Origin of the sequence: Vibrio cholerae (assembly GCF_008369605.1) — a bacterium.
Taxonomy (GTDB): Bacteria; Pseudomonadota; Gammaproteobacteria; order Enterobacterales; family Vibrionaceae; genus Vibrio; species Vibrio cholerae.
In genome coordinates, this window is record NZ_CP043554.1 from 2,556,094 (window position 1) to 2,575,900 (window position 19,807).

General features: G+C 49.0%; 7 protein-coding genes, 2 tRNA genes, 3 rRNA genes and 1 riboswitch. Of the genes, 5 read left to right on the forward strand and 7 right to left on the reverse strand.

Features of this window, described 5'->3' with window-relative positions:
- Positions 1-106 precede the first annotated feature (106 nt).
- The 3 genes from galU to F0316_RS11925 all read left to right on the forward strand — a co-directional run bounded on the left by galU (position 107) and on the right by F0316_RS11925 (position 5,806).
- Positions 107-979 (forward strand): UTP--glucose-1-phosphate uridylyltransferase GalU, encoded by an 873-nt coding sequence (galU, locus tag F0316_RS11915; protein ID WP_001920788.1) that lies wholly within the window; start codon positions 107-109, stop codon positions 977-979.
- 155 nt (positions 980-1,134) lie between these two features.
- Positions 1,135-3,957, forward strand: coding sequence for an excinuclease ABC subunit UvrA (gene uvrA, locus F0316_RS11920; protein WP_057563367.1), 2,823 nt, complete (start codon positions 1,135-1,137; stop codon positions 3,955-3,957).
- 64 nt (positions 3,958-4,021) lie between these two features.
- Entirely contained in the window at positions 4,022-5,806 is a 1,785-nt protein-coding gene (locus F0316_RS11925) for an oligosaccharyltransferase (protein ID WP_000212628.1), read from the forward strand.
- A 78-nt stretch (positions 5,807-5,884) separates the two neighbouring features.
- Here F0316_RS11925 and F0316_RS11930 read toward each other — a convergent pair whose 3' ends face one another.
- The gene (locus F0316_RS11930; protein WP_000155553.1) at positions 5,885-7,003 is read right to left on the reverse strand and encodes a pyridoxal-phosphate-dependent aminotransferase family protein; all 1,119 of its coding nucleotides are present in this window, start codon (positions 7,001-7,003) and stop codon (positions 5,885-5,887) included.
- Between the two features lie 175 nt (positions 7,004-7,178).
- Positions 7,179-7,356: riboswitch (Lysine riboswitch) on the forward strand.
- Between the two features lie 110 nt (positions 7,357-7,466).
- On the opposite strand from F0316_RS11930, the gene lysC reads away from it, so the two are divergent.
- Positions 7,467-8,822: a lysine-sensitive aspartokinase 3 gene (lysC, locus tag F0316_RS11935; RefSeq protein ID WP_000102982.1), complete on the forward strand. Its 1,356-nt coding sequence runs from the start codon at positions 7,467-7,469 to the stop codon at positions 8,820-8,822.
- Between the two features lie 72 nt (positions 8,823-8,894).
- On the opposite strand, the gene metH is transcribed toward lysC, so the two are convergent.
- Entirely contained in the window at positions 8,895-12,575 is a 3,681-nt protein-coding gene (gene metH / locus F0316_RS11940) for a methionine synthase (protein WP_149560504.1), read from the reverse strand.
- A gap of 196 nt (positions 12,576-12,771) precedes the next feature.
- Here metH and F0316_RS11945 point away from each other — a divergent pair, with 196 nt between their 5' ends.
- Positions 12,772-14,106, forward strand: a complete 1,335-nt coding sequence (locus F0316_RS11945; protein ID WP_000118231.1) for a cation:proton antiporter — start codon at positions 12,772-12,774, stop codon at positions 14,104-14,106.
- 458 nt (positions 14,107-14,564) lie between these two features.
- Here F0316_RS11945 and F0316_RS11950 read toward each other — a convergent pair.
- The 5 genes from F0316_RS11950 to F0316_RS11970 all read right to left on the reverse strand — a co-directional run bounded on the left by F0316_RS11950 (position 14,565) and on the right by F0316_RS11970 (position 19,771).
- Positions 14,565-14,641: transfer RNA gene (locus tag F0316_RS11950), tRNA-Asp, on the reverse strand.
- Positions 14,642-14,666: 25 nt separating this feature from the next.
- Positions 14,667-14,782: ribosomal RNA gene (gene rrf, locus F0316_RS11955) — 5S ribosomal RNA — on the reverse strand.
- Between the two features lie 129 nt (positions 14,783-14,911).
- A 23S ribosomal RNA gene (locus F0316_RS11960) occupies positions 14,912-17,798 on the reverse strand.
- A gap of 286 nt (positions 17,799-18,084) precedes the next feature.
- Positions 18,085-18,160: transfer RNA gene (locus F0316_RS11965), tRNA-Glu, on the reverse strand.
- Between the two features lie 68 nt (positions 18,161-18,228).
- Positions 18,229-19,771: ribosomal RNA gene (locus tag F0316_RS11970) — 16S ribosomal RNA — on the reverse strand.
- Together the 16S, 23S and 5S rRNA genes with 2 tRNA genes alongside form the textbook arrangement of a ribosomal RNA operon.
- Between the last annotated feature and the right edge of the window lie 36 nt (positions 19,772-19,807).

Genomic DNA, 19,807 nt, shown 5'->3' on the forward strand with positions numbered 1-19,807 from the left:
TTAACACACATTTTTTCGGCCAAGAGCCTCAACGTAATGCAGTCGCGAATCAGAAGTGGTAGAGTCAGCAAAAAATTTCTCCCTAGCACACCATAGAGCAAAAATGATGATTAAGAAGTGTCTATTTCCGGCAGCTGGCTACGGTACCCGATTCCTACCAGCGACTAAGTCGATGCCCAAAGAGATGATGCCTGTTGTTAACAAACCGCTGATTGAGTACGGTGTTGATGAAGCGATTCAAGCGGGTATCACAGGCATGTGTATTGTGACAGGTCGTGGTAAGCATTCGATCATGGATCACTTTGACATGAACTACGAGTTAGAGCACCAAATCCGCGGTACGAATAAAGAAGAGCTATTGGGTGATATCCGTAAAATCATCGAAAGCGCTAACTTTACCTTCATTCGCCAACGTGAGATGAAAGGCTTGGGACATGCGATTTTAACCGGCAAAGAATTGGTCGGTGATGAGCCGTTTGCCGTTGTACTAGCGGACGACCTGTGTGTGAACGAAGAGCAAGGCGTACTGGCACAGATGGTTGCACTGTACAAACAGTTCCGCTGCTCTATCGTCGCTGTGCAAGAGGTTCCAGAAAACGAAACTCACAAATACGGCGTGATCGCAGGTGAGATGATCAAAGACGATCTGTTCCGCGTCGATAACATGGTCGAAAAACCAGAGCCGGGCACAGCGCCAAGCAACCTCGCCATCATTGGCCGTTATATCCTCACACCAGATATTTTTGATCTGATTGAGCAGACCGAGCCGGGCAAAGGCGGTGAAATTCAAATCACTGACGCGCTGCTCAAACAAGCCAAAGCGGGTTGTGTACTGGCTTATAAATTCAAAGGTAAGCGCTTCGACTGTGGTAGCGTTGAAGGCTATATCGAAGCCACCAACTTCTGCTACGAAAACATGTACAAGAAAAACGACCAAAAAGTGGAGCTGGCTAAAAAGTCGACGCATAAAGGTCAGTAATTCGCTATCTAAACAATGCATTTAAAAGCCAACCTGCAACTTCTCAGGTTGGCTTTTTTGCTTTTGATATGACTGTTTTTTTATCCAGTATTTGCTTGCACTTTGTTCACGCTATGTAATACTTGCTGCACTTCGTTTAGCAAAGAGCAACCCAGATGGACAAAATCGAAGTACGCGGCGCTCGTACCCATAACCTCAAAAATATCAATCTGACCATTCCTCGTGACAAATTGATTGTCATCACCGGCCTCTCTGGTTCAGGTAAATCCTCACTGGCTTTTGATACGCTATACGCAGAAGGTCAACGACGTTATGTCGAATCACTCTCGGCTTATGCGCGCCAATTCCTTTCTCTGATGGAAAAGCCGGATGTAGACCATATTGAGGGGCTTTCACCCGCGATTTCGATTGAGCAGAAGTCCACTTCCCATAACCCACGCTCTACTGTGGGTACGATTACGGAAGTGTATGACTATTTACGTCTACTCTACGCTCGGGTTGGTGAGCCACGCTGCCCTGAACACCAAGTGCCACTGAAAGCGCAAACCATCAGTCAGATGGTAGACAAAGTACTGGAATTGCCAGAAGGCAGCAAAATGATGCTGCTGGCAACCATAGTCAAAGAGCGCAAAGGCGAACACGTTAAAACATTGGAAAACCTTGCTGCGCAGGGCTTTATTCGTGCGCGTATCGATGGTGAAACCTGCGATCTGACCGATCCACCGAAACTCGAACTGCACAAAAAGCACACCATTGAAGTAATTGTCGACCGTTTCAAAGTGCGTAGTGATCTGCAGCAACGCTTAGCCGAATCCTTTGAAACCGCCTTAGAACTTTCCGGCGGTATCGTCGTTGTCGCCCCGATGGAAGGCGATGGCGAAGAGCAGATTTTCTCGGCTAACTTTGCTTGTCCACATTGCGGTTACAGCATGCGCGAGCTTGAACCACGCCTGTTCTCCTTCAACAACCCAGCCGGTGCTTGTCCAACCTGTGATGGTTTAGGAGTACAGCAGTATTTCGATCCAGATCGAGTGATTCAAGATGCCAATTTAAGTTTGGCACAAGGTGCGATCCGCGGTTGGGATCAAAAGAACTTTTATTATTTCCAGATGCTGACTGCACTGGCCGAGCACTACGATTTTGATGTACACACGCCCTTCAATAAACTGAGCAAAAAGATTCAGGAAATCATTCTGCACGGCTCTGGTCGCACCGAAATTGAATTTAAGTACATCAATGATCGGGGTGATATTCGCCTTAAAAAACATCCTTTTGAAGGGATTTTGCATAATTTGGAGCGCCGCTATCGCGATACCGAATCCAACTCGGTGCGTGAGGAGCTGGCAAAATACATCTCCAACAAGCCTTGCAGCAGTTGTGATGGTACGCGCTTAAAAATCGAAGCACGCAATGTGTTTATTAATAATACTGCGTTGCCAACGATTGTAGAACTGAGCATTGCTGATGCGCTAACGTTCTTCCAAGAGCTCAAACTGGAAGGCCAACGTGCACAAATCGCTGAAAAAGTGATGAAAGAGATCAACGACCGGCTGCAATTTTTGGTCAATGTCGGGCTCAATTACTTAAATCTCTCGCGCAGCGCCGAGACGCTTTCCGGTGGCGAAGCTCAGCGTATTCGCCTAGCCAGTCAGATTGGTGCCGGTTTAGTCGGTGTAATGTATGTCCTTGATGAACCGTCGATTGGCCTCCACCAACGGGACAACGAACGCTTGCTGCAAACCCTCACCCACTTACGCAATCTAGGTAATACTGTGTTAGTGGTTGAGCATGATGAAGATGCGATTCGCATGGCAGATCACGTGATTGATATTGGCCCAGGTGCTGGCGTACACGGCGGCATGGTGGTTGCCGAAGGCAATGTGCAGGAAATCATCGCCAATCCAAACTCACTCACAGGCCAATATCTCAGTGGCGTGAAAAAAATCGCGGTACCAGAGCAGCGCACACCAAAAGATGCGAAGAAAACGGTAGAGCTTAAAGGCGCGGTCGGTAATAACTTAAAAAATGTTGACCTGTCTATTCCTGTTGGCCTGTTTACTTGTGTGACGGGCGTTTCAGGTTCGGGAAAATCCACTCTGATCAACGATACCTTCTTTAAGATTGCCCATACCGCGCTCAATGGCGCGACGACGGCGACACCTGCGCCTTATCGCTCCATTCAAGGTCTAGAACACTTTGATAAAGTGATCGATATCGATCAGAGCCCAATTGGTCGCACTCCTCGCTCCAACCCTGCCACTTACACCGGAATCTTCACTCCAATCCGTGAATTATTTGCAGGAACACAAGAGTCTCGCTCGCGTGGTTATCAGCCGGGACGCTTTAGTTTTAACGTCCGCGGAGGGCGCTGTGAAGCGTGCCAAGGCGATGGCGTGATCAAAGTTGAAATGCACTTCTTACCCGATGTGTATGTGCCTTGTGATGTGTGTAAAGGTAAACGCTATAACCGAGAAACACTGGAAGTGCGCTACAAAGGCAAGACGATTGATGAAGTTTTGGACATGACCGTTGAAGACGCACGCGAGTTTTTTGACCCCGTACCTGTGATAGCACGTAAGCTGCAAACCTTGATGGATGTTGGGTTGTCCTACATTCGTCTTGGGCAATCAGCCACCACCTTATCAGGAGGTGAAGCGCAGCGGGTAAAATTAGCGCGTGAACTCTCCAAACGAGATACGGGCAAAACCCTGTATATTTTGGATGAACCAACCACGGGCCTACACTTCCACGATATTCAGCAACTATTGAGCGTTCTTCACCGCTTGCGTGACCATGGCAATACCGTGGTGGTGATTGAGCATAACTTGGATGTGATCAAAACGGCTGACTGGATCATCGATTTAGGCCCCGAAGGCGGCCAAGGCGGCGGACTGATTATTGCAGAAGGAACACCAGAAGATGTGGCGCAGATCGAAGCTTCACATACCGCACGTTTCCTCAAGCCTTTGTTGAATTAGAAAAAAAGGCTAAAGTAATGAAACCAGCGAACTGTGCGCTGGTTTCTTTTTTAAGGTGAACTGCATGGCAACTTTGCTGTTAAGTGGCACTCGGTTGGAACCTCACGCTCCGAGCCTACCACTCAATAAACCGTTTCTTTTTGCCTTGGCCGTGGTTTATCTGCTCGCCATGCATTTCTTTATGCCTAACCCCGGCGGTGCTGGACTGGCACTCTCCTTCAATACTACGGTCTGGATCGCGACCAGCATAACACTGGCGATTGGTCTGTATCAGTTGGCGAATAATCAAGCGCTGCGTTATTCCAAGCTGACCATTGGACTTTGGTTAAGCTGTGTTCTGCTAACCCTACCCATCACTTACTCGAATGCCGATTGGTTTCATACTCTTGGCCGCTTAGTGGGTCTCTGGGCTGGATTTACTCTGTTTCTCGTCTTACAACAATTTCGCTTTAGCAACAAACATAAACAGCGTTTGCTGTGGTTTATTCTACTGGGTAGCGTCATTGAAGCCGTGATCGGTTTAATTCAATACTTTTGGTTAGAGCCGGGTAACCCCTTTGGTTATGACACCGAAGCAAATCGACCGTATGGTATTTTCCAGCAGCCAAATGTGATGGCCAGTTTCCTCGCAACAGGGCTGGTGTTGTCAGGTTATTTGCTGGCCAGACAACCGGAAAAATATGACTCGCGCTGGAGCAAAATCGGCATCCTTTACGCGACACCGCTACTCACGGCTCCCTTACTGGTCGTACTCGCCTCTCGCACTGGGTGGCTGGCCAGTTTATTGAGTATCGCTCTGGTTGCCCCTTACTTATATCGATTCGCTTCACGTCGGCGCTTTACGCTCTGGCTTCTTGCCATAGCTCTTGGGATTTGTGCAGGTTTTACCGCTATGTATGGCCAAGGAACCTCTGGTTTTGTCGCGAATAAGGCTGACTTAGAAAGCCCACGTCGTTTCACATTTCCACAAACCATAGATATGATCATCGAAAAGCCTTTTACAGGCTATGGTTATGGCAAATTTGAGGCGCAGTATCTGCTTTATACTGCTCGCCAGCATCAGTTAAATAGCAGCTATCCAGCAGGCTTAGCATCGATGGATCACCCACATAATGAGCTGTTGTATTGGGGGGTAGAAGGCGGATTACTACCTGTAATGGGTATATTACTCGCCGCCTGTTTTTGTGCTCTACGCATTTATGCCGCTAAACGTGGCACTCGCATGGCCATGCTGGCTCTGTTTGTGCCGATCACCTTACACGCTCAATTGGAGTATCCGTTTTACCACTCCGCAATCCACTGGCTCACCTTTATCATCCTCATCTACTGGGTAGATCAACGAGTCGCACGCTATCGACTGGCCAGTTTCACCACGCTCACGAAATCTTTACTGCGCATTACCAGCTTAGTGCTGCCGATTGTCACCAGCTTGTATATGGTCACAGCGTTACACACCAACTATGTGTTAACGCAATTTGAAAAATCTCAGCCACTCAATCCTGAATTGCTGAAAAACGTGACTAACCCATTGGTATGGCAAGACAGATTTGATTGGGATATCTACAGCACCTATCTGAACATCGGGCTCCATGAACAAAAAGCGGAGCTTATCCAACCCTATATCGATTGGTCGTTACAGATCATTCAACATAAACCGCGCCCGGCCTTCTATTCAAACCTGATTTTGGCTTATCAAGGTTTAGGCGATACGAGCCGTGCGCAGCAAATCCGCCGCGAGGCCGAATTTCTGTTCCCCAATCAAGATTTCAGTACAGTCCAGTACCACCCCTCGATAAAGGTCAACAGTGCCGCATCTGATGCTGAAGCTCCCTCAGCCGCGACACCCTAAGCTCTGCGAGAAACAATAAGGGTGGCTTTTAAGCCACCCTTATTTCTCTTTCATACAGCTTTTCTCTTGCGTATGGTATTAAAGCAGCGACTCTTCGAGCGCTCGCAAACAGAGCGCGATATTTTCTGAACGCGCGCCATAGCCCATCACCCCAATGCGCCACGCTTTGCCGGCTAATGCCCCGAGCCCAGCGCCAATTTCCAAATTGTATTCATTGAGTAGATGGCTGCGTACTTTGGCTTCCTCAATACCTTCCGGCACATAAATCGCGTTCAACTGCGGCAAACGATACGGCTCTGCGACCACAAATTGAAAACCGAGTTGCTCTAACCCTTGTTTAAGCTTCTCATGCATCAGACGATGGCGCTGCCACGCGTGATCTAAACCTTCTTGTTGCAAAAGCAGTAACGCTTCGTGCAGCGCGTACAAACTATTAACCGGAGCGGTATGGTGATAACTACGTTTGCCTGCGCCACTCCAATAACCTAATACCAAGCTTTGATCCAAGAACCAGCTTTGAATCGGTGTTTTTCGTGATTGAATCTTCTCAATGGCACGAGGTGAAAACGTCAACGGAGCCAATCCTGGCACACAAGAGAGGCATTTTTGGCTGCCAGAATACACCACATCCAGTTGCCACTCATCCACCAGCAGGGGAACGCCGCCAAGCGACGTCACCGCATCGACAATCGTCAACAAACCATGCTGCTTCGCTAGAGCACCTAACGCTTGCGCATCACTTAAGGCTCCGGTTGACGTTTCTGCTTGTACAAAAGCCAGTATTTTCGCATCCGGATGCTCATCTATCGCGGCTTGCACTTTTTCAACGCTGACTGGGCAACCCCATTCATCATCAACCACCACAACTTCGGCCCCACAACGCACAGCGTTATCGCGCATTCGCTCACCAAACACCCCATTGCGGCAAACAATCACTTTATCGCCCGGCTCGACGAGGTTAACAAAACAGGCTTCCATACCCGCACTACCCGGCGCAGAAACGGCAATCGTAAATTCGTTTTCCGTTTGGAAAGCATATTTCAAGAGCTGTTTCAGCTCATCCATCATACCGATAAACAGTGGATCAAGATGACCAACCGTTGGGCGGCTGAGCGCTTGCAGGACTTGAGGGGAAATAGCCGAAGGCCCAGGGCCCATCAAGATCCGATGCGGGGGGATAAAACTGCGAATTGTCATAACGACTCCTTGTTGTGGCGACCAGAACCATCAGAGTAATGCAATTAAGTTGCAGCAACAATTCGACCTATGTCCAGAGTGTTAATCCTTGTCACACTAATGTCATTTTTATTTGCACTTTTGGAACATTTTGTCGTTGACAAGATTTCACCAACACCGTTCAATGTGTGAGCTATCTAGCAGAAGAGGAGCACTGCCCAGGCAGATGTTTTGTGGAGCCTCAACTCCAATACAGAACATTCAGGGGGAGTAGTGCCGAGGTGAATCAAAGTTGTGGCTTTGGTTTATCGGTTGAATGGGCTGAATCCCTTCAACTGTCATCAGCTCGAATCTGATGAAGAGCTTCTGAGGGAAATCTTTCTATAGTCACTCCTCTATTTTGCTCTATAAAAAACACTCTCTTCACAACATTGGACGTTGGGTTACCAACAACTCGTTTTTCAGGAAGTCTGGGAGAATTGCCGTGAGCACATTTAACGTCGCCAAATTTGGTGGTACTAGTGTCGCCAACTTTGAAGCCATGAGCCGTTGTTCGGCCATTATCGAAAACAATCCACAAACACGCTTAGTGGTCAGCAGCGCCTGCTCTGGGGTGACCAATTTATTGGTCGAACTCGCCAATGGCGTGGCCTCAGCTGAACGCCGCCAAGCGATTTTGCAACAGTTGGCCGATATCCATTATGTGATTATCGACCAGCTCGCCGATCCGACACGCGTCGAAAAAGAAGTCAAAGCCGTGCTAGATTCTGTGGCCAGTGCTGCAGAAGCGGCGTCATTTCAATCCAGTAAAAAACTGACCGACCATCTCGTCGCCTGTGGTGAGCTCATCTCCACCTACATCCTCACTCAACTGATGCGTGAGCGTGGTGTCGACGCGGTACGTTTTGATATCCGCGAAGTGCTACGCACTGACGATCATTACGGTCGCGCCGAACCTCAATTGAAAGAAATCGCTCAATTAGCCAAAGAGAAACTGGTACCACTGTGTGAGCAATATGTTGTCGTGACTCAAGGTTTCATCGGCTCTGATGCGCAAGGTAATACCACCACTTTAGGCCGCGGCGGCAGTGATTATTCAGCCGCTTTGATTGCCGAAGCCGTGCAAGCTTGTGGCTTGGAAATTTGGACTGACGTGCCGGGGATCTACAGTACCGATCCACGTATCGCGCCAAAAGCAGCGCCGATTCCTGAGATAAGCTTTAGCGAAGCCTCAGAAATGGCCAATTTTGGTGCCAAGATTTTGCATCCATCTACCTTGCTTCCAGCGGTACGCCATGGCATTCCCGTGTTTGTTGGCTCATCAAAAGAACCGGAAAAAGGCGGCACTTGGATTCGTAAACAAGTCGAAAGCGCGCCACTGTATCGCGCACTTGCACTACGCTGTAATCAAACCATGGTGACACTGCGTAGCGCGCAGATGTTCCATGCTTACGGCTTCCTCGCCAAAGTGTTCGAAATTCTCGCCAAGCATAAAATTTCGGTCGATCTCATCACCACATCAGAAATCAGCGTGTCACTGACACTGGATAAAACCGATACCTCAGGCGGTGCGCCAGAATTGCCTGAAGCGGTGCGCGCCGAGTTAGAGGAGCTATGCACGGTCGAAGTCGAATACAACCTGTGTCTGATTGCTCTGATCGGCAACAAGATGAAAGAGAGCCGCGGCTACGCGAAGCAAGTGTTCAGTGTATTGGAAGATTACAACCTCCGTATGATTTGCTATGGCGCCAGCGCGCATAACCTCTGTTTCTTGCTGCATGAATCTGTCTCTAAACAAGCGGTGCAGAAGCTGCATAAAGAGCTGTTTGAGCAAGAGTAAAATCAAACTCACGAGATAAAACCAGAGGCCACATGATGTGGCCTCTTTTATTGTGGATGGAGGTCTTACTGATTAAGCATCAAGGTTAGGCGCTAGCCACTTTTCAGCTTCTTCCAAACGCCAACCTTTACGCTCAGCGTAGCTGTGCAGTTGATCTGGTTGGATCTGCGCTACCGCAAAATAGCGAGAATCGGGATGCGAGAAATACCAACCGGATACCGAAGCGCCCGGCCACATCGCATAGCTTGTGGTCAGTGACATGCCGATGGTCTCTTCGACATTCAGCATCTGCCACAAAGTCGCTTTCTCGGTATGCTCAGGACACGCGGGATACCCCGGCGCTGGTCGAATGCCCTGATAACGCTCACGGATCAGTTCATCATTGGAGAGATTTTCATCGCTCGCATAACCCCAAATCTCTTTACGCACTTTTTCATGCAGATATTCCGCAAAGGCTTCCGCCAAACGATCGGCCACTGCTTGGATCATGATCGCATTGTAATCATCACCCTGAGCTTTATAAGCATCGGCCAACGCTCGCTCACCAATGCCACCGGTTACTGCAAACGCGCCAATCCAATCACGTTTACCGCTCTCTTTCGGAGCAACATAGTCCGACAAACAGTAGTTGGCTCCTTTCGGCTTTTCGGTCTGCTGACGCAAGTTGTACAGCACATGCGCGACTTGCGTACGCGATTCATCACTGTACACCTCAATGTCATCACCCACGCTGGCTGCTGGGAACAGTGCACACATACCACTGGCTTTCAGTAGTCCTTCTCGCTCTACTTTATCAAGTAAGGCATTGGCATCATGAAACAGACGTTTGGCCTCTTCACCAACCTCTTCATGCTCCAAAATAGCAGGGTATTTGCCCATAAGCGACCAAGTCATAAAGAAAGGCGTCCAGTCGATATAAGGACGTAGTGTGGCTAACGCAATGTTTTCAAACACATGCACACCCGGTTTCGCAGGAGCGGGCGGCGTGTAATTTGCCCAATCCAGCGCCGCTTTATTAGCACGTGCCTGCTCTAACGTGACTGGACGCGATTTGGGCGTTTTACGCGCATGCTGATCACGCGTGCGCTCATAATCGAGATCCAAACGTTCGATAAATCCGGAGCGCAGTTCATCAGACAATAATGATGTGCACACCCCTACCGCGCGCGACGCGTTATTCACGTACACCACAGGCGCATGATAATTCTGTTCAATCTTCACCGCAGTATGCGCTTTAGACGTTGTTGCCCCACCAATCAAGAGTGGTAGTTCAAACCCTTGTCGCTCCATCTCTTTCGCCACGTGTACCATCTCATCCAAAGACGGCGTGATAAGCCCAGAGAGACCGATGATATCGACATTTTGCTCGCGTGCGACTTTGAGGATCTGCTCGCAAGGCACCATCACACCAAGATCGATGATCTCGAAGTTATTACACTGCAGCACGACGCCAACAATGTTCTTACCAATGTCATGCACATCGCCTTTTACGGTCGCCAGCAAAATCTTACCATTTGAAGTGCTACCACTTTTTTGCGCATTAATGAAAGGCTCAAGATACGCAACGGCTTGTTTCATGACACGCGCGGATTTTACGACTTGCGGTAGGAACATTTTCCCTTCCCCGAACAAGTCACCGACCACGTTCATGCCATCCATCAGCGGCCCTTCAATCACTTCCAGCGGTTTACTGGCTTGCTGACGTGCTTCTTCAGTGTCTTGGACGATAAATTCGGTGATGCCTTTGACTAAAGCGTGCTCTAGGCGCTTAGCCACAGGCCATGCGCGCCACTCTAACGCAGAAGCATCCTCTTCTTTACCAACACTGTTTTCGCGATACGCTTCTGCGATCTCAAGCAGTCTTTCCGTGCCATCGCTACGTCGATTGAGGATCACATCTTCCACTGCCTCACGCAGTTTCAGCGGAACGTTATCGTAGATTTCAAGCTGCCCTGCGTTGACAATCCCCATGTCCATACCATGTTTAAAGCAGTGATAAAGGAATACAGCATGGATCGCTTCACGCACATAGTTGTTGCCGCGGAAAGAGAAGGAAACGTTAGAAACACCGCCAGAAATCATCGCATGCGGTAGCTCACGCTTAATGTCCGCCACTGCATTAATGAAATCCAGCGCATAGTTATTGTGCTCATCAATTCCGGTCGCAACGGCAAAGATGTTCGGGTCGAAAATAATATCTTCCGGTGGGAAGCCCACTTCATCGACCAAAATATGGTAAGCCCGACGACAGATCTCTAATTTGCGCTCACGGGTATCGGCTTGGCCCACTTCGTCAAACGCCATCACAATCACGGCTGCACCATAGCGACGCACCAATTTGGCTTGGGCAATAAACTTCTCTTTCCCTTCTTTTAGAGAGATAGAGTTAACGATGCCTTTACCCTGAATGCATTTCAGACCCGCTTCAATGACTTCCCATTTAGAGGAGTCGACCATCACCGGAACTTTGGATATTTCTGGTTCAGAGGCGCATAGATTCAAAAAGCGCACCATGCACGCCTCGGCGTCCAACATGCCTTCATCCATATTGATATCGATGATCTGCGCGCCGTTTTCGACTTGCTCACGCGCCACATCGAGCGCTTCGTCGTATTGCTCTTCTTTAATTAAACGCTTAAAACGCGCTGAACCGGTGACGTTAGTACGTTCGCCCACGTTAACAAACAAGGTTTCAGGGCCAATATTGAGCGGCTCTAAACCCGAGAGACGACATTCTACTTTCAGATCTGGCAGAGCCCTTGGTTTCACACCCTCGACGGCTTTGGCAATGGCGGCGATATGCTCAGGTGTTGTACCACAGCAACCACCGACTAAGTTAAGAAAGCCTGCTTGCGCCCATTCCGCAATATGTTCTGCCATCTCCTCGGCAGAGAGATCGTATTCGCCAAACGCGTTGGGCAGTCCGGCATTTGGGTGCGCGGAAACATAGCATTCTGAAATGCGTGAAAGCTCTTCCACGTACTGGCGCAGCTCATCAGGGCCTAACGCACAGTTCAAGCCAAACGAAATCGGCCGTACATGACGCAAGGCGTTGTAGAAAGCTTCCGTTGTCTGTCCTGACAGAGTTCGCCCAGAGGCATCGGTAATCGTGCCGGAAATCATCACAGGTAAGCTGATGCCCAGCTCTTCAAATACGCTATCGACAGCAAACGCACAGGCTTTGGCGTTCAGTGTATCGAAAATGGTTTCAATGAGGATCAGATCGCTGCCACCTTTGATCAAAGCGCGCGTCGATTCGGAATAAGCTTCAACAAGCCCATCAAAAGTGACGTTACGAAATCCCGGATCGTTCACATCTGGCGAAATAGAGCAAGTACGGTTGGTTGGCCCAAGCACACCAGCCACATAACGTGGCCGACTTGCATCTTTAGCCGTCCACTCATCCGCGACTTCACGTGCAAGCTTAGCGGCGGCAAAGTTAATTTCGGCGCTGAGCGATTGCATGTCATAGTCTGCCATGGCAATCGTGGTTGAGTTAAAGGTGTTGGTCTCAAGAATATCCGCCCCAGCTTCAAGGTAAGCGGAGTGAATCTCTTTAATAATTTGCGGCTGAGTAAGCACTAAGAGGTCGTTATTTCCTTTCAAATCACAGTGCCAATCGACAAATCGTGCACCGCGATAGTCTTCCTCTTGTAACTTATAACTCTGAATCATGGTACCCATACCACCATCAATCAGTAGGATACGTTGTTTCAATTGCTGTTCGAGTTGTTGTCTTACTTCTTTTCCCACAATACCGCCTCATTCCTTATGCGTTTGCCACATCCTATCACACAAAATTCAGAAATCTAGACGTCTAAAACAACCATTCTTTCGTGACTCACCATGATGATGTGAGCTGAACCCTATGTGATGAAAAAGTATTTGCTATTTACTCAACAGAGAAAGACAATTTCGTTCACAAATTGTTACACACACTGAGAAGAGAATGTCCGTCTACTACACTTTGTGCTTCCTCTCTGCGGCAGCCATGTTGATTGCATTTATTAATAGCAAGATCAGCCGAATGCAGACTACCATCGCAATCACCGCAGGTTCGATGATGTTATCGTTACTGATCTTGATCGCGGGTCAAAACGACTGGTTTCATCTCAATCAAATCGCCACCGAAACCGTCACCAGTATTAACTTTGAAAATTTTCTACTCAAAGGGATTTTAGGGTTTCTTCTTTTCGCTGGAGGTCTTGGCATTAAGCTGCCAAATCTAAAAGATCAGAAATGGGAAATTACGGTATTGGCTCTTGGCGCAACGCTGTTTTCGACTTTCTTTATTGGATTTACTCTCTATGGTTTCTGCCAATTAATCGGTATCCAGTTTGATTTGGTTTACTGCTTGTTATTTGGCGCACTCATTTCCCCCACCGACCCAATTGCGGTCCTCGCGATTGTCAAAAAGCTCAAAGCACCGAAACGTATTTCTACCCAAATTGAAGGCGAATCACTGTTTAACGATGGTTTTGGCTTGGTTATCTTCGTGACCATCTTTACCATCGCTTTCGGGCATGAAACACCAACGGTTGGCAGCGTTACCCTTCTCTTCATCCAAGAAGCGATCGGTGGCATTGTTTACGGTTTCTTATTAGGTCTCCTGTTCCACTACCTGATTTCAGCAACCGATGACCACTCTATGGAGCTGTTGCTGACGATTGGTATTCCGACCGCTGGTTATGCATTTGCCGATGTGATCCATGTTTCTGGTCCACTCGCTATGGTCGTATCTGGGATCATGATTGGTAACTGGACTCGTTTCATAGGCTTCTCAAAAGAGAGTGAAGAGCATCTCGATCACTTCTGGGAACTCGTAGACGAATTTCTCAACGGCGTCCTATTCCTGCTGATTGGTATGTCAATGCTACTGTTTGAGTTCCATCAAGAAGACTGGATTTTAATGGCTTTTGCAGTTCCACTGGTGTTATGTGGCCGCTACCTCAGCGTATTTGTCTCCTACATCGGATTTAAACGCTACCGTAGTTACAACCCTTGGTCGATTCGTATTCTGACTTGGGGTGGCTTACGTGGGGGACTCGCGTTAGCGATGGCGCTCTCAATACCCTCTGGAATCATGGTAATTCCTGAGAAATTGATTGATGTAAAAGAGCTGATTCTGGTGATGACTTACGCCGTGGTAGTGTTTTCTATCCTAGTTCAAGGCTCAACCATTACTCCTATGATTGAGAAAGCTAAAAAGGCTGAAAAAGCCCTCCAAGCTGAAAGAAATACAGACAATCAATCCCCTATACCTCAGCAAGAACAACAGCACTAATCTCCGTTGTTTTATCGACAAACCGCAGTTAAACACTGCGGTTTTTTATTACCCTCAGAATCCTTTCGATGACTAGACGACTTAAACGACTTGGAGCTGCAGGTAGGCGATAAATGAGCAAATACCTATGTGCATAGATTCATTCCTAGTTACCTAAGCCTTGGTTTGTGGACTTGAAGCTACAGCAGTTTCGGCTGTATTTGCTTACCGAGTTTTCTCCAAACACTGCATATAGACTCTGATGGATAAGCTTAAGGATAACGTTGATAAAGTACACTCGTAGGATAAACGCAAAAAGACAAAGACAAAAAGAGCAGTAAGAAGAGTTGGACAGCTTGGGATGATTGAACATCGTAGAGGATGAGTACTGGGATAGGCGATAAGCGGTAATTACCTATGGCTTTCAATGATTTCCAGAAAGCAAAAAACCCAGTCCTAAGACTGGGTTTCGTAATAAGTGGCGGAGCGGACGGGACTCGAACCCGCGACCCCCGGCGTGACAGGCCGGTATTCTAACCGACTGAACTACCGCTCCGCTGTCTGGTTAGACCAAATTAAAAGCCTGGCGATGTTCTACTCTCACATGGGGAGACCCCACACTACCATCGACGCTGTTTCGTTTCACTTCTGAGTTCGGAATGGAGTCAGGTGGGTCCAAAACGCTATGGTCGCCAAGCAAATTCTGTTTTTGATTTCACTTTTTCTTAAAAAGTGATAACCAACAATTCTGGAAAGCTGTCTTCGTTCTCACACACATTCTTATGCGCTTAGCTTTGAGTCCACTACAAAACCCCTTGGGTGTTGTATGGTTAAGCCTCACGGGCAATTAGTACAGGTTAGCTCAACGCCTCACAACGCTTACACACCCTGCCTATCAACGTTCTAGTCTCGAACAACCCTTTAGGATACTTAAAGTATCAGGGAAGACTCATCTCAGGGCTCGCTTCGCGCTTAGATGCTTTCAGCGCTTATCAATTCCGAACTTAGCTACCGGGCAATGCGTCTGGCGACACAACCCGAACACCAGAGGTTCGTCCACTCCGGTCCTCTCGTACTAGGAGCAGCCCCCTTCAATCTTCCAACGCCCACGGCAGATAGGGACCGAACTGTCTCACGACGTTCTAAACCCAGCTCGCGTACCACTTTAAATGGCGAACAGCCATACCCTTGGGACCGACTTCAGCCCCAGGATGTGATGAGCCGACATCGAGGTGCCAAACACCGCCGTCGATATGAACTCTTGGGCGGTATCAGCCTGTTATCCCCGGAGTACCTTTTATCCGTTGAGCGATGGCCCTTCCATACAGAACCACCGGATCACTATGACCTGCTTTCGCACCTGCTCGAACCGTCATTCTCGCAGTTAAGCGGGCTTATGCCATTGCACTAACCTCACGATGTCCAACCGTGATTAGCCCACCTTCGTGCTCCTCCGTTACTCTTTGGGAGGAGACCGCCCCAGTCAAACTACCCACCAGGCACTGTCCTCAACCCAGATAATGGGTCTAAGTTAGAACATCAAACATACAAGGGTGGTATTTCAAGGACGGCTCCAACGCAACTGGCGTCACGTCTTCATAGCCTCCCACCTATCCTACACATGTAGGTTCAATGTTCAGTGCCAAGCTGTAGTAAAGGTTCACGGGGTCTTTCCGTCTAGCCGCGGGTACACTGCATCTTCACAGCGATTTCAATTTCACTGAGTCTCGGGTGGAGACAGCGTGGCCATCATTACGCCATTCGTGCAGGTCGGAACTTACCCGACAAGGAATTTCGCTACCTTAGGACCGTTATAGTTACGGCCGCCGTTTACCGGGGCTTCGATCAAGAGCTTCGCTTGCGCTAACCCCATCAATTAACCTTCCGGCACCGGGCAGGCGTCACACCGTATACGTCATCTTGCGATTTTGCACAGTGCTGTGTTTTTAATAAACAGTTGCAGCCACCTGGTATCTGCGACTCTCGTCAGCTCCATCCGCGAGGGACTTCACCATCAAGAGCGTACCTTCTCCCGAAGTTACGGTACCATTTTGCCTAGTTCCTTCACCCGAGTTCTCTCAAGCGCCTTGGTATTCTCTACCCGACCACCTGTGTCGGTTTGGGGTACGATTCCTAACTATCTGAAGCTTAGAGGCTTTTCCTGGAAGCATGGCATCAATGACTTCACTGCCGTAGCAGCTCGACGTCGTGTCTCAGCCTTAGAGAGAGCCGGATTTACCTAACTCTCAAGCCTACGCACTTGAACCAGGACAACCGTCGCCTGGCCCACCTAGCCTTCTCCGTCCCCCCATCGCAATAGTCAGAAGTACGGGAATATTAACCCGTTTCCCATCGATTACGCCTTTCGGCCTCACCTTAGGGGTCGACTCACCCTGCCCCGATTAACGTTGGACAGGAACCCTTGGTCTTCCGGCGAGGAGGTTTTTCACCCCCTTTGTCGTTACTCATGTCAGCATTCGCACTTCTGATACCTCCAGCAAACCTTACGATTCACCTTCAACGGCTTACAGAACGCTCCCCTACCCAATGTCTAAAAGACATTGCCGCAGCTTCGGTGTATTGCTTAGCCCCGTTACATCTTCCGCGCAGGCCGACTCGACTAGTGAGCTATTACGCTTTCTTTAAATGATGGCTGCTTCTAAGCCAACATCCTAGCTGTCTGAGCCTTCCCACATCGTTTCCCACTTAGCAATACTTTGGGACCTTAGCTGGCGGTCTGGGTTGTTTCCCTCTCCACGACGGACGTTAGCACCCGCCGTGTGTCTCCCGGATAGTACTTACTGGTATTCGGAGTTTGCAAAGGGTTGGTAAGTCGGGATGACCCCCTAGCCTTAACAGTGCTCTACCCCCAGTAGTATTCGTCCGAGGCGCTACCTAAATAGCTTTCGGGGAGAACCAGCTATCTCCGAGTTTGATTGGCCTTTCACCCCTAGCCACAAGTCATCCGCTAATTTTTCAACATTAGTCGGTTCGGTCCTCCAGTTGATGTTACTCAACCTTCAACCTGCCCATGGCTAGATCACCCGGTTTCGGGTCTATATCCAGAGACTGAGCGCCCAGTTAAGACTCGCTTTCGCTACGGCTCCCCTATACGGTTAACCTTGCCACTGAATATAAGTCGCTGACCCATTATACAAAAGGTACGCAGTCACACCACGAAGGTGCTCCTACTGCTTGTACGTACACGGTTTCAGGTTCTATTTCACTCCCCTCACAGGGGTTCTTTTCGCCTTTCCCTCACGGTACTGGTTCACTATCGGTCAGTCAGGAGTATTTAGCCTTGGAGGATGGTCCCCCCATATTCAGACAGGATATCACGTGTCCCGCCCTACTCGATTTCACGCTCGATGAAGCGTCGGTTACGGGGCTATCACCCTGTATCGCCAAGCTTTCCAGCTTGTTCACCTACTTCACCGAGTGCTTAAGGGCTAATCCAGGTTCGCTCGCCGCTACTACCGGAATCTCGGTTGATTTCTTCTCCTCGGGGTACTTAGATGTTTCAGTTCCCCCGGTTTGCTCTGTTAACCTATGTATTCAGTTAACAGTAACTGCTTATGCAGTTGGGTTTCCCCATTCGGAAATCGCAGACTCAAACGGCTCTTACTGCCTTATCTGCGCTTATCGCAAGTTAGTACGTCCTTCATCGCCTCTGACTGCCCAGGCATCCACCGTGTACGCTTAGTCACTTAACCATACAACCCGAAGGAGTTTCGGGTTGCTATTAAACAACCTAAGTTGTCTCGCGTTTAATTTACATGAGTGCGAGACAGATTTTGCCGGACTCAAATTTGAACAAGACCGAAGTCTTATTCGATACCAAGCACACTTGAATGTGTTGTTGGTGTTTATCTTTCGATAAACATTGAGAACTTTACAAACAACAATAATTTGTTGTTTTGTCAGCTTTCCAAATTGTTAAAGAGCAAGATTTTCTGATGAAAACCATTTTTAAACATTCTCAGCGAAAACGCTTAAAGATGGTATCCCGTAGGGGAGTCGAACCCCTGTTACCGCCGTGAAAGGGCGGTGTCCTAGGCCTCTAGACGAACGGGACACTAAGATACTCTTCTCTAATCTAAACCGAATCAATCTGTGTGGACACTCATCACGATAACCATCGTGTAAGGAGGTGATCCAGCGCCAGGTTCCCCTAGCGCTACCTTGTTACGACTTCACCCCAGTCATGAACCACAAAGTGGCAAGCGTCCTCCCGAAGGTTAAACTACCTGCTTCTTTTGCAGCCCACTCCCATGGTGTGACGGGCGGTGTGTACAAGGCCCGGGAACGTATTCACCGCAACATTCTGATTTGCGATTACTAGCGATTCCGACTTCATGGAGTCGAGTTGCAGACTCCAATCCGGACTACGACGTACTTTGTGAGATTCGCTCCACCTCGCGGTATCGCTGCCCTCTGTATACGCCATTGTAGCACGTGTGTAGCCCTACTCGTAAGGGCCATGATGACTTGACGTCGTCCCCACCTTCCTCCGGTTTATCACCGGCAGTCTCCCTGGAGTTCCCACCATTACGTGCTGGCAAACAAGGATAAGGGTTGCGCTCGTTGCGGGACTTAACCCAACATTTCACAACACGAGCTGACGACAGCCATGCAGCACCTGTCTCAGAGCTCCCGAAGGCACTCCAGCGTCTCCGCTAGATTCTCTGGATGTCAAGAGTAGGTAAGGTTCTTCGCGTTGCATCGAATTAAACCACATGCTCCACCGCTTGTGCGGGCCCCCGTCAATTCATTTGAGTTTTAATCTTGCGACCGTACTCCCCAGGCGGTCTACTTAACGCGTTAGCTCCGAAAGCCACGCCTCTAGGGCACAACCTCCAAGTAGACATCGTTTACGGCGTGGACTACCAGGGTATCTAATCCTGTTTGCTCCCCACGCTTTCGCATCTGAGTGTCAGTATCTATCCAGGGGGCCGCCTTCGCCACCGGTATTCCTTCAGATCTCTACGCATTTCACCGCTACACCTGAAATTCTACCCCCCTCTACAGTACTCTAGCTTGTCAGTTTCAAATGCGATTCCTAGGTTGAGCCCAGGGCTTTCACATCTGACTTAACAAACCACCTGCATGCGCTTTACGCCCAGTAATTCCGATTAACGCTTGCACCCTCCGTATTACCGCGGCTGCTGGCACGGAGTTAGCCGGTGCTTCTTCTGTAGGTAACGTCAAATGATTAAGGTATTAGCTTAACCACCTTCCTCCCTACTGAAAGTACTTTACAACCCGAAGGCCTTCTTCATACACGCGGCATGGCTGCATCAGGCTTGCGCCCATTGTGCAATATTCCCCACTGCTGCCTCCCGTAGGAGTCTGGACCGTGTCTCAGTTCCAGTGTGGCTGATCATCCTCTCAGACCAGCTAGGGATCGTCGCCTTGGTGAGCCCTTACCTCACCAACTAGCTAATCCCACCTGGGCATATCCGGTAGCGCAAGGCCCGAAGGTCCCCTGCTTTGCTCTTGCGAGGTTATGCGGTATTAGCCATCGTTTCCAATGGTTATCCCCCTCTACCGGGCAATTTCCCAGGCATTACTCACCCGTCCGCCGCTCGCCACCCAAGGAACAAGTTCCTCTGTGCTGCCGCTCGACTTGCATGTGTTAGGCCTGCCGCCAGCGTTCAATCTGAGCCATGATCAAACTCTTCAATTAAAAGTTTTGTGAAGCTTTCGCTTCGGCTCAATGAAT

Coding starts and splice junctions, on each gene's coding strand:
- galU (WP_001920788.1), top strand. CDS start 107: ATGATTAAGAAGTGTCTATTTCCGGCAGCTGGCTACGGTACCCGATTC.
- uvrA (WP_057563367.1), top strand. CDS start 1,135: ATGGACAAAATCGAAGTACGCGGCGCTCGTACCCATAACCTCAAAAAT.
- F0316_RS11925 (WP_000212628.1), top strand. CDS start 4,022: ATGGCAACTTTGCTGTTAAGTGGCACTCGGTTGGAACCTCACGCTCCG.
- F0316_RS11930 (WP_000155553.1), bottom strand. CDS start 7,003: ATGACAATTCGCAGTTTTATCCCCCCGCATCGGATCTTGATGGGCCCT.
- F0316_RS11945 (WP_000118231.1), top strand. CDS start 12,772: ATGTCCGTCTACTACACTTTGTGCTTCCTCTCTGCGGCAGCCATGTTG.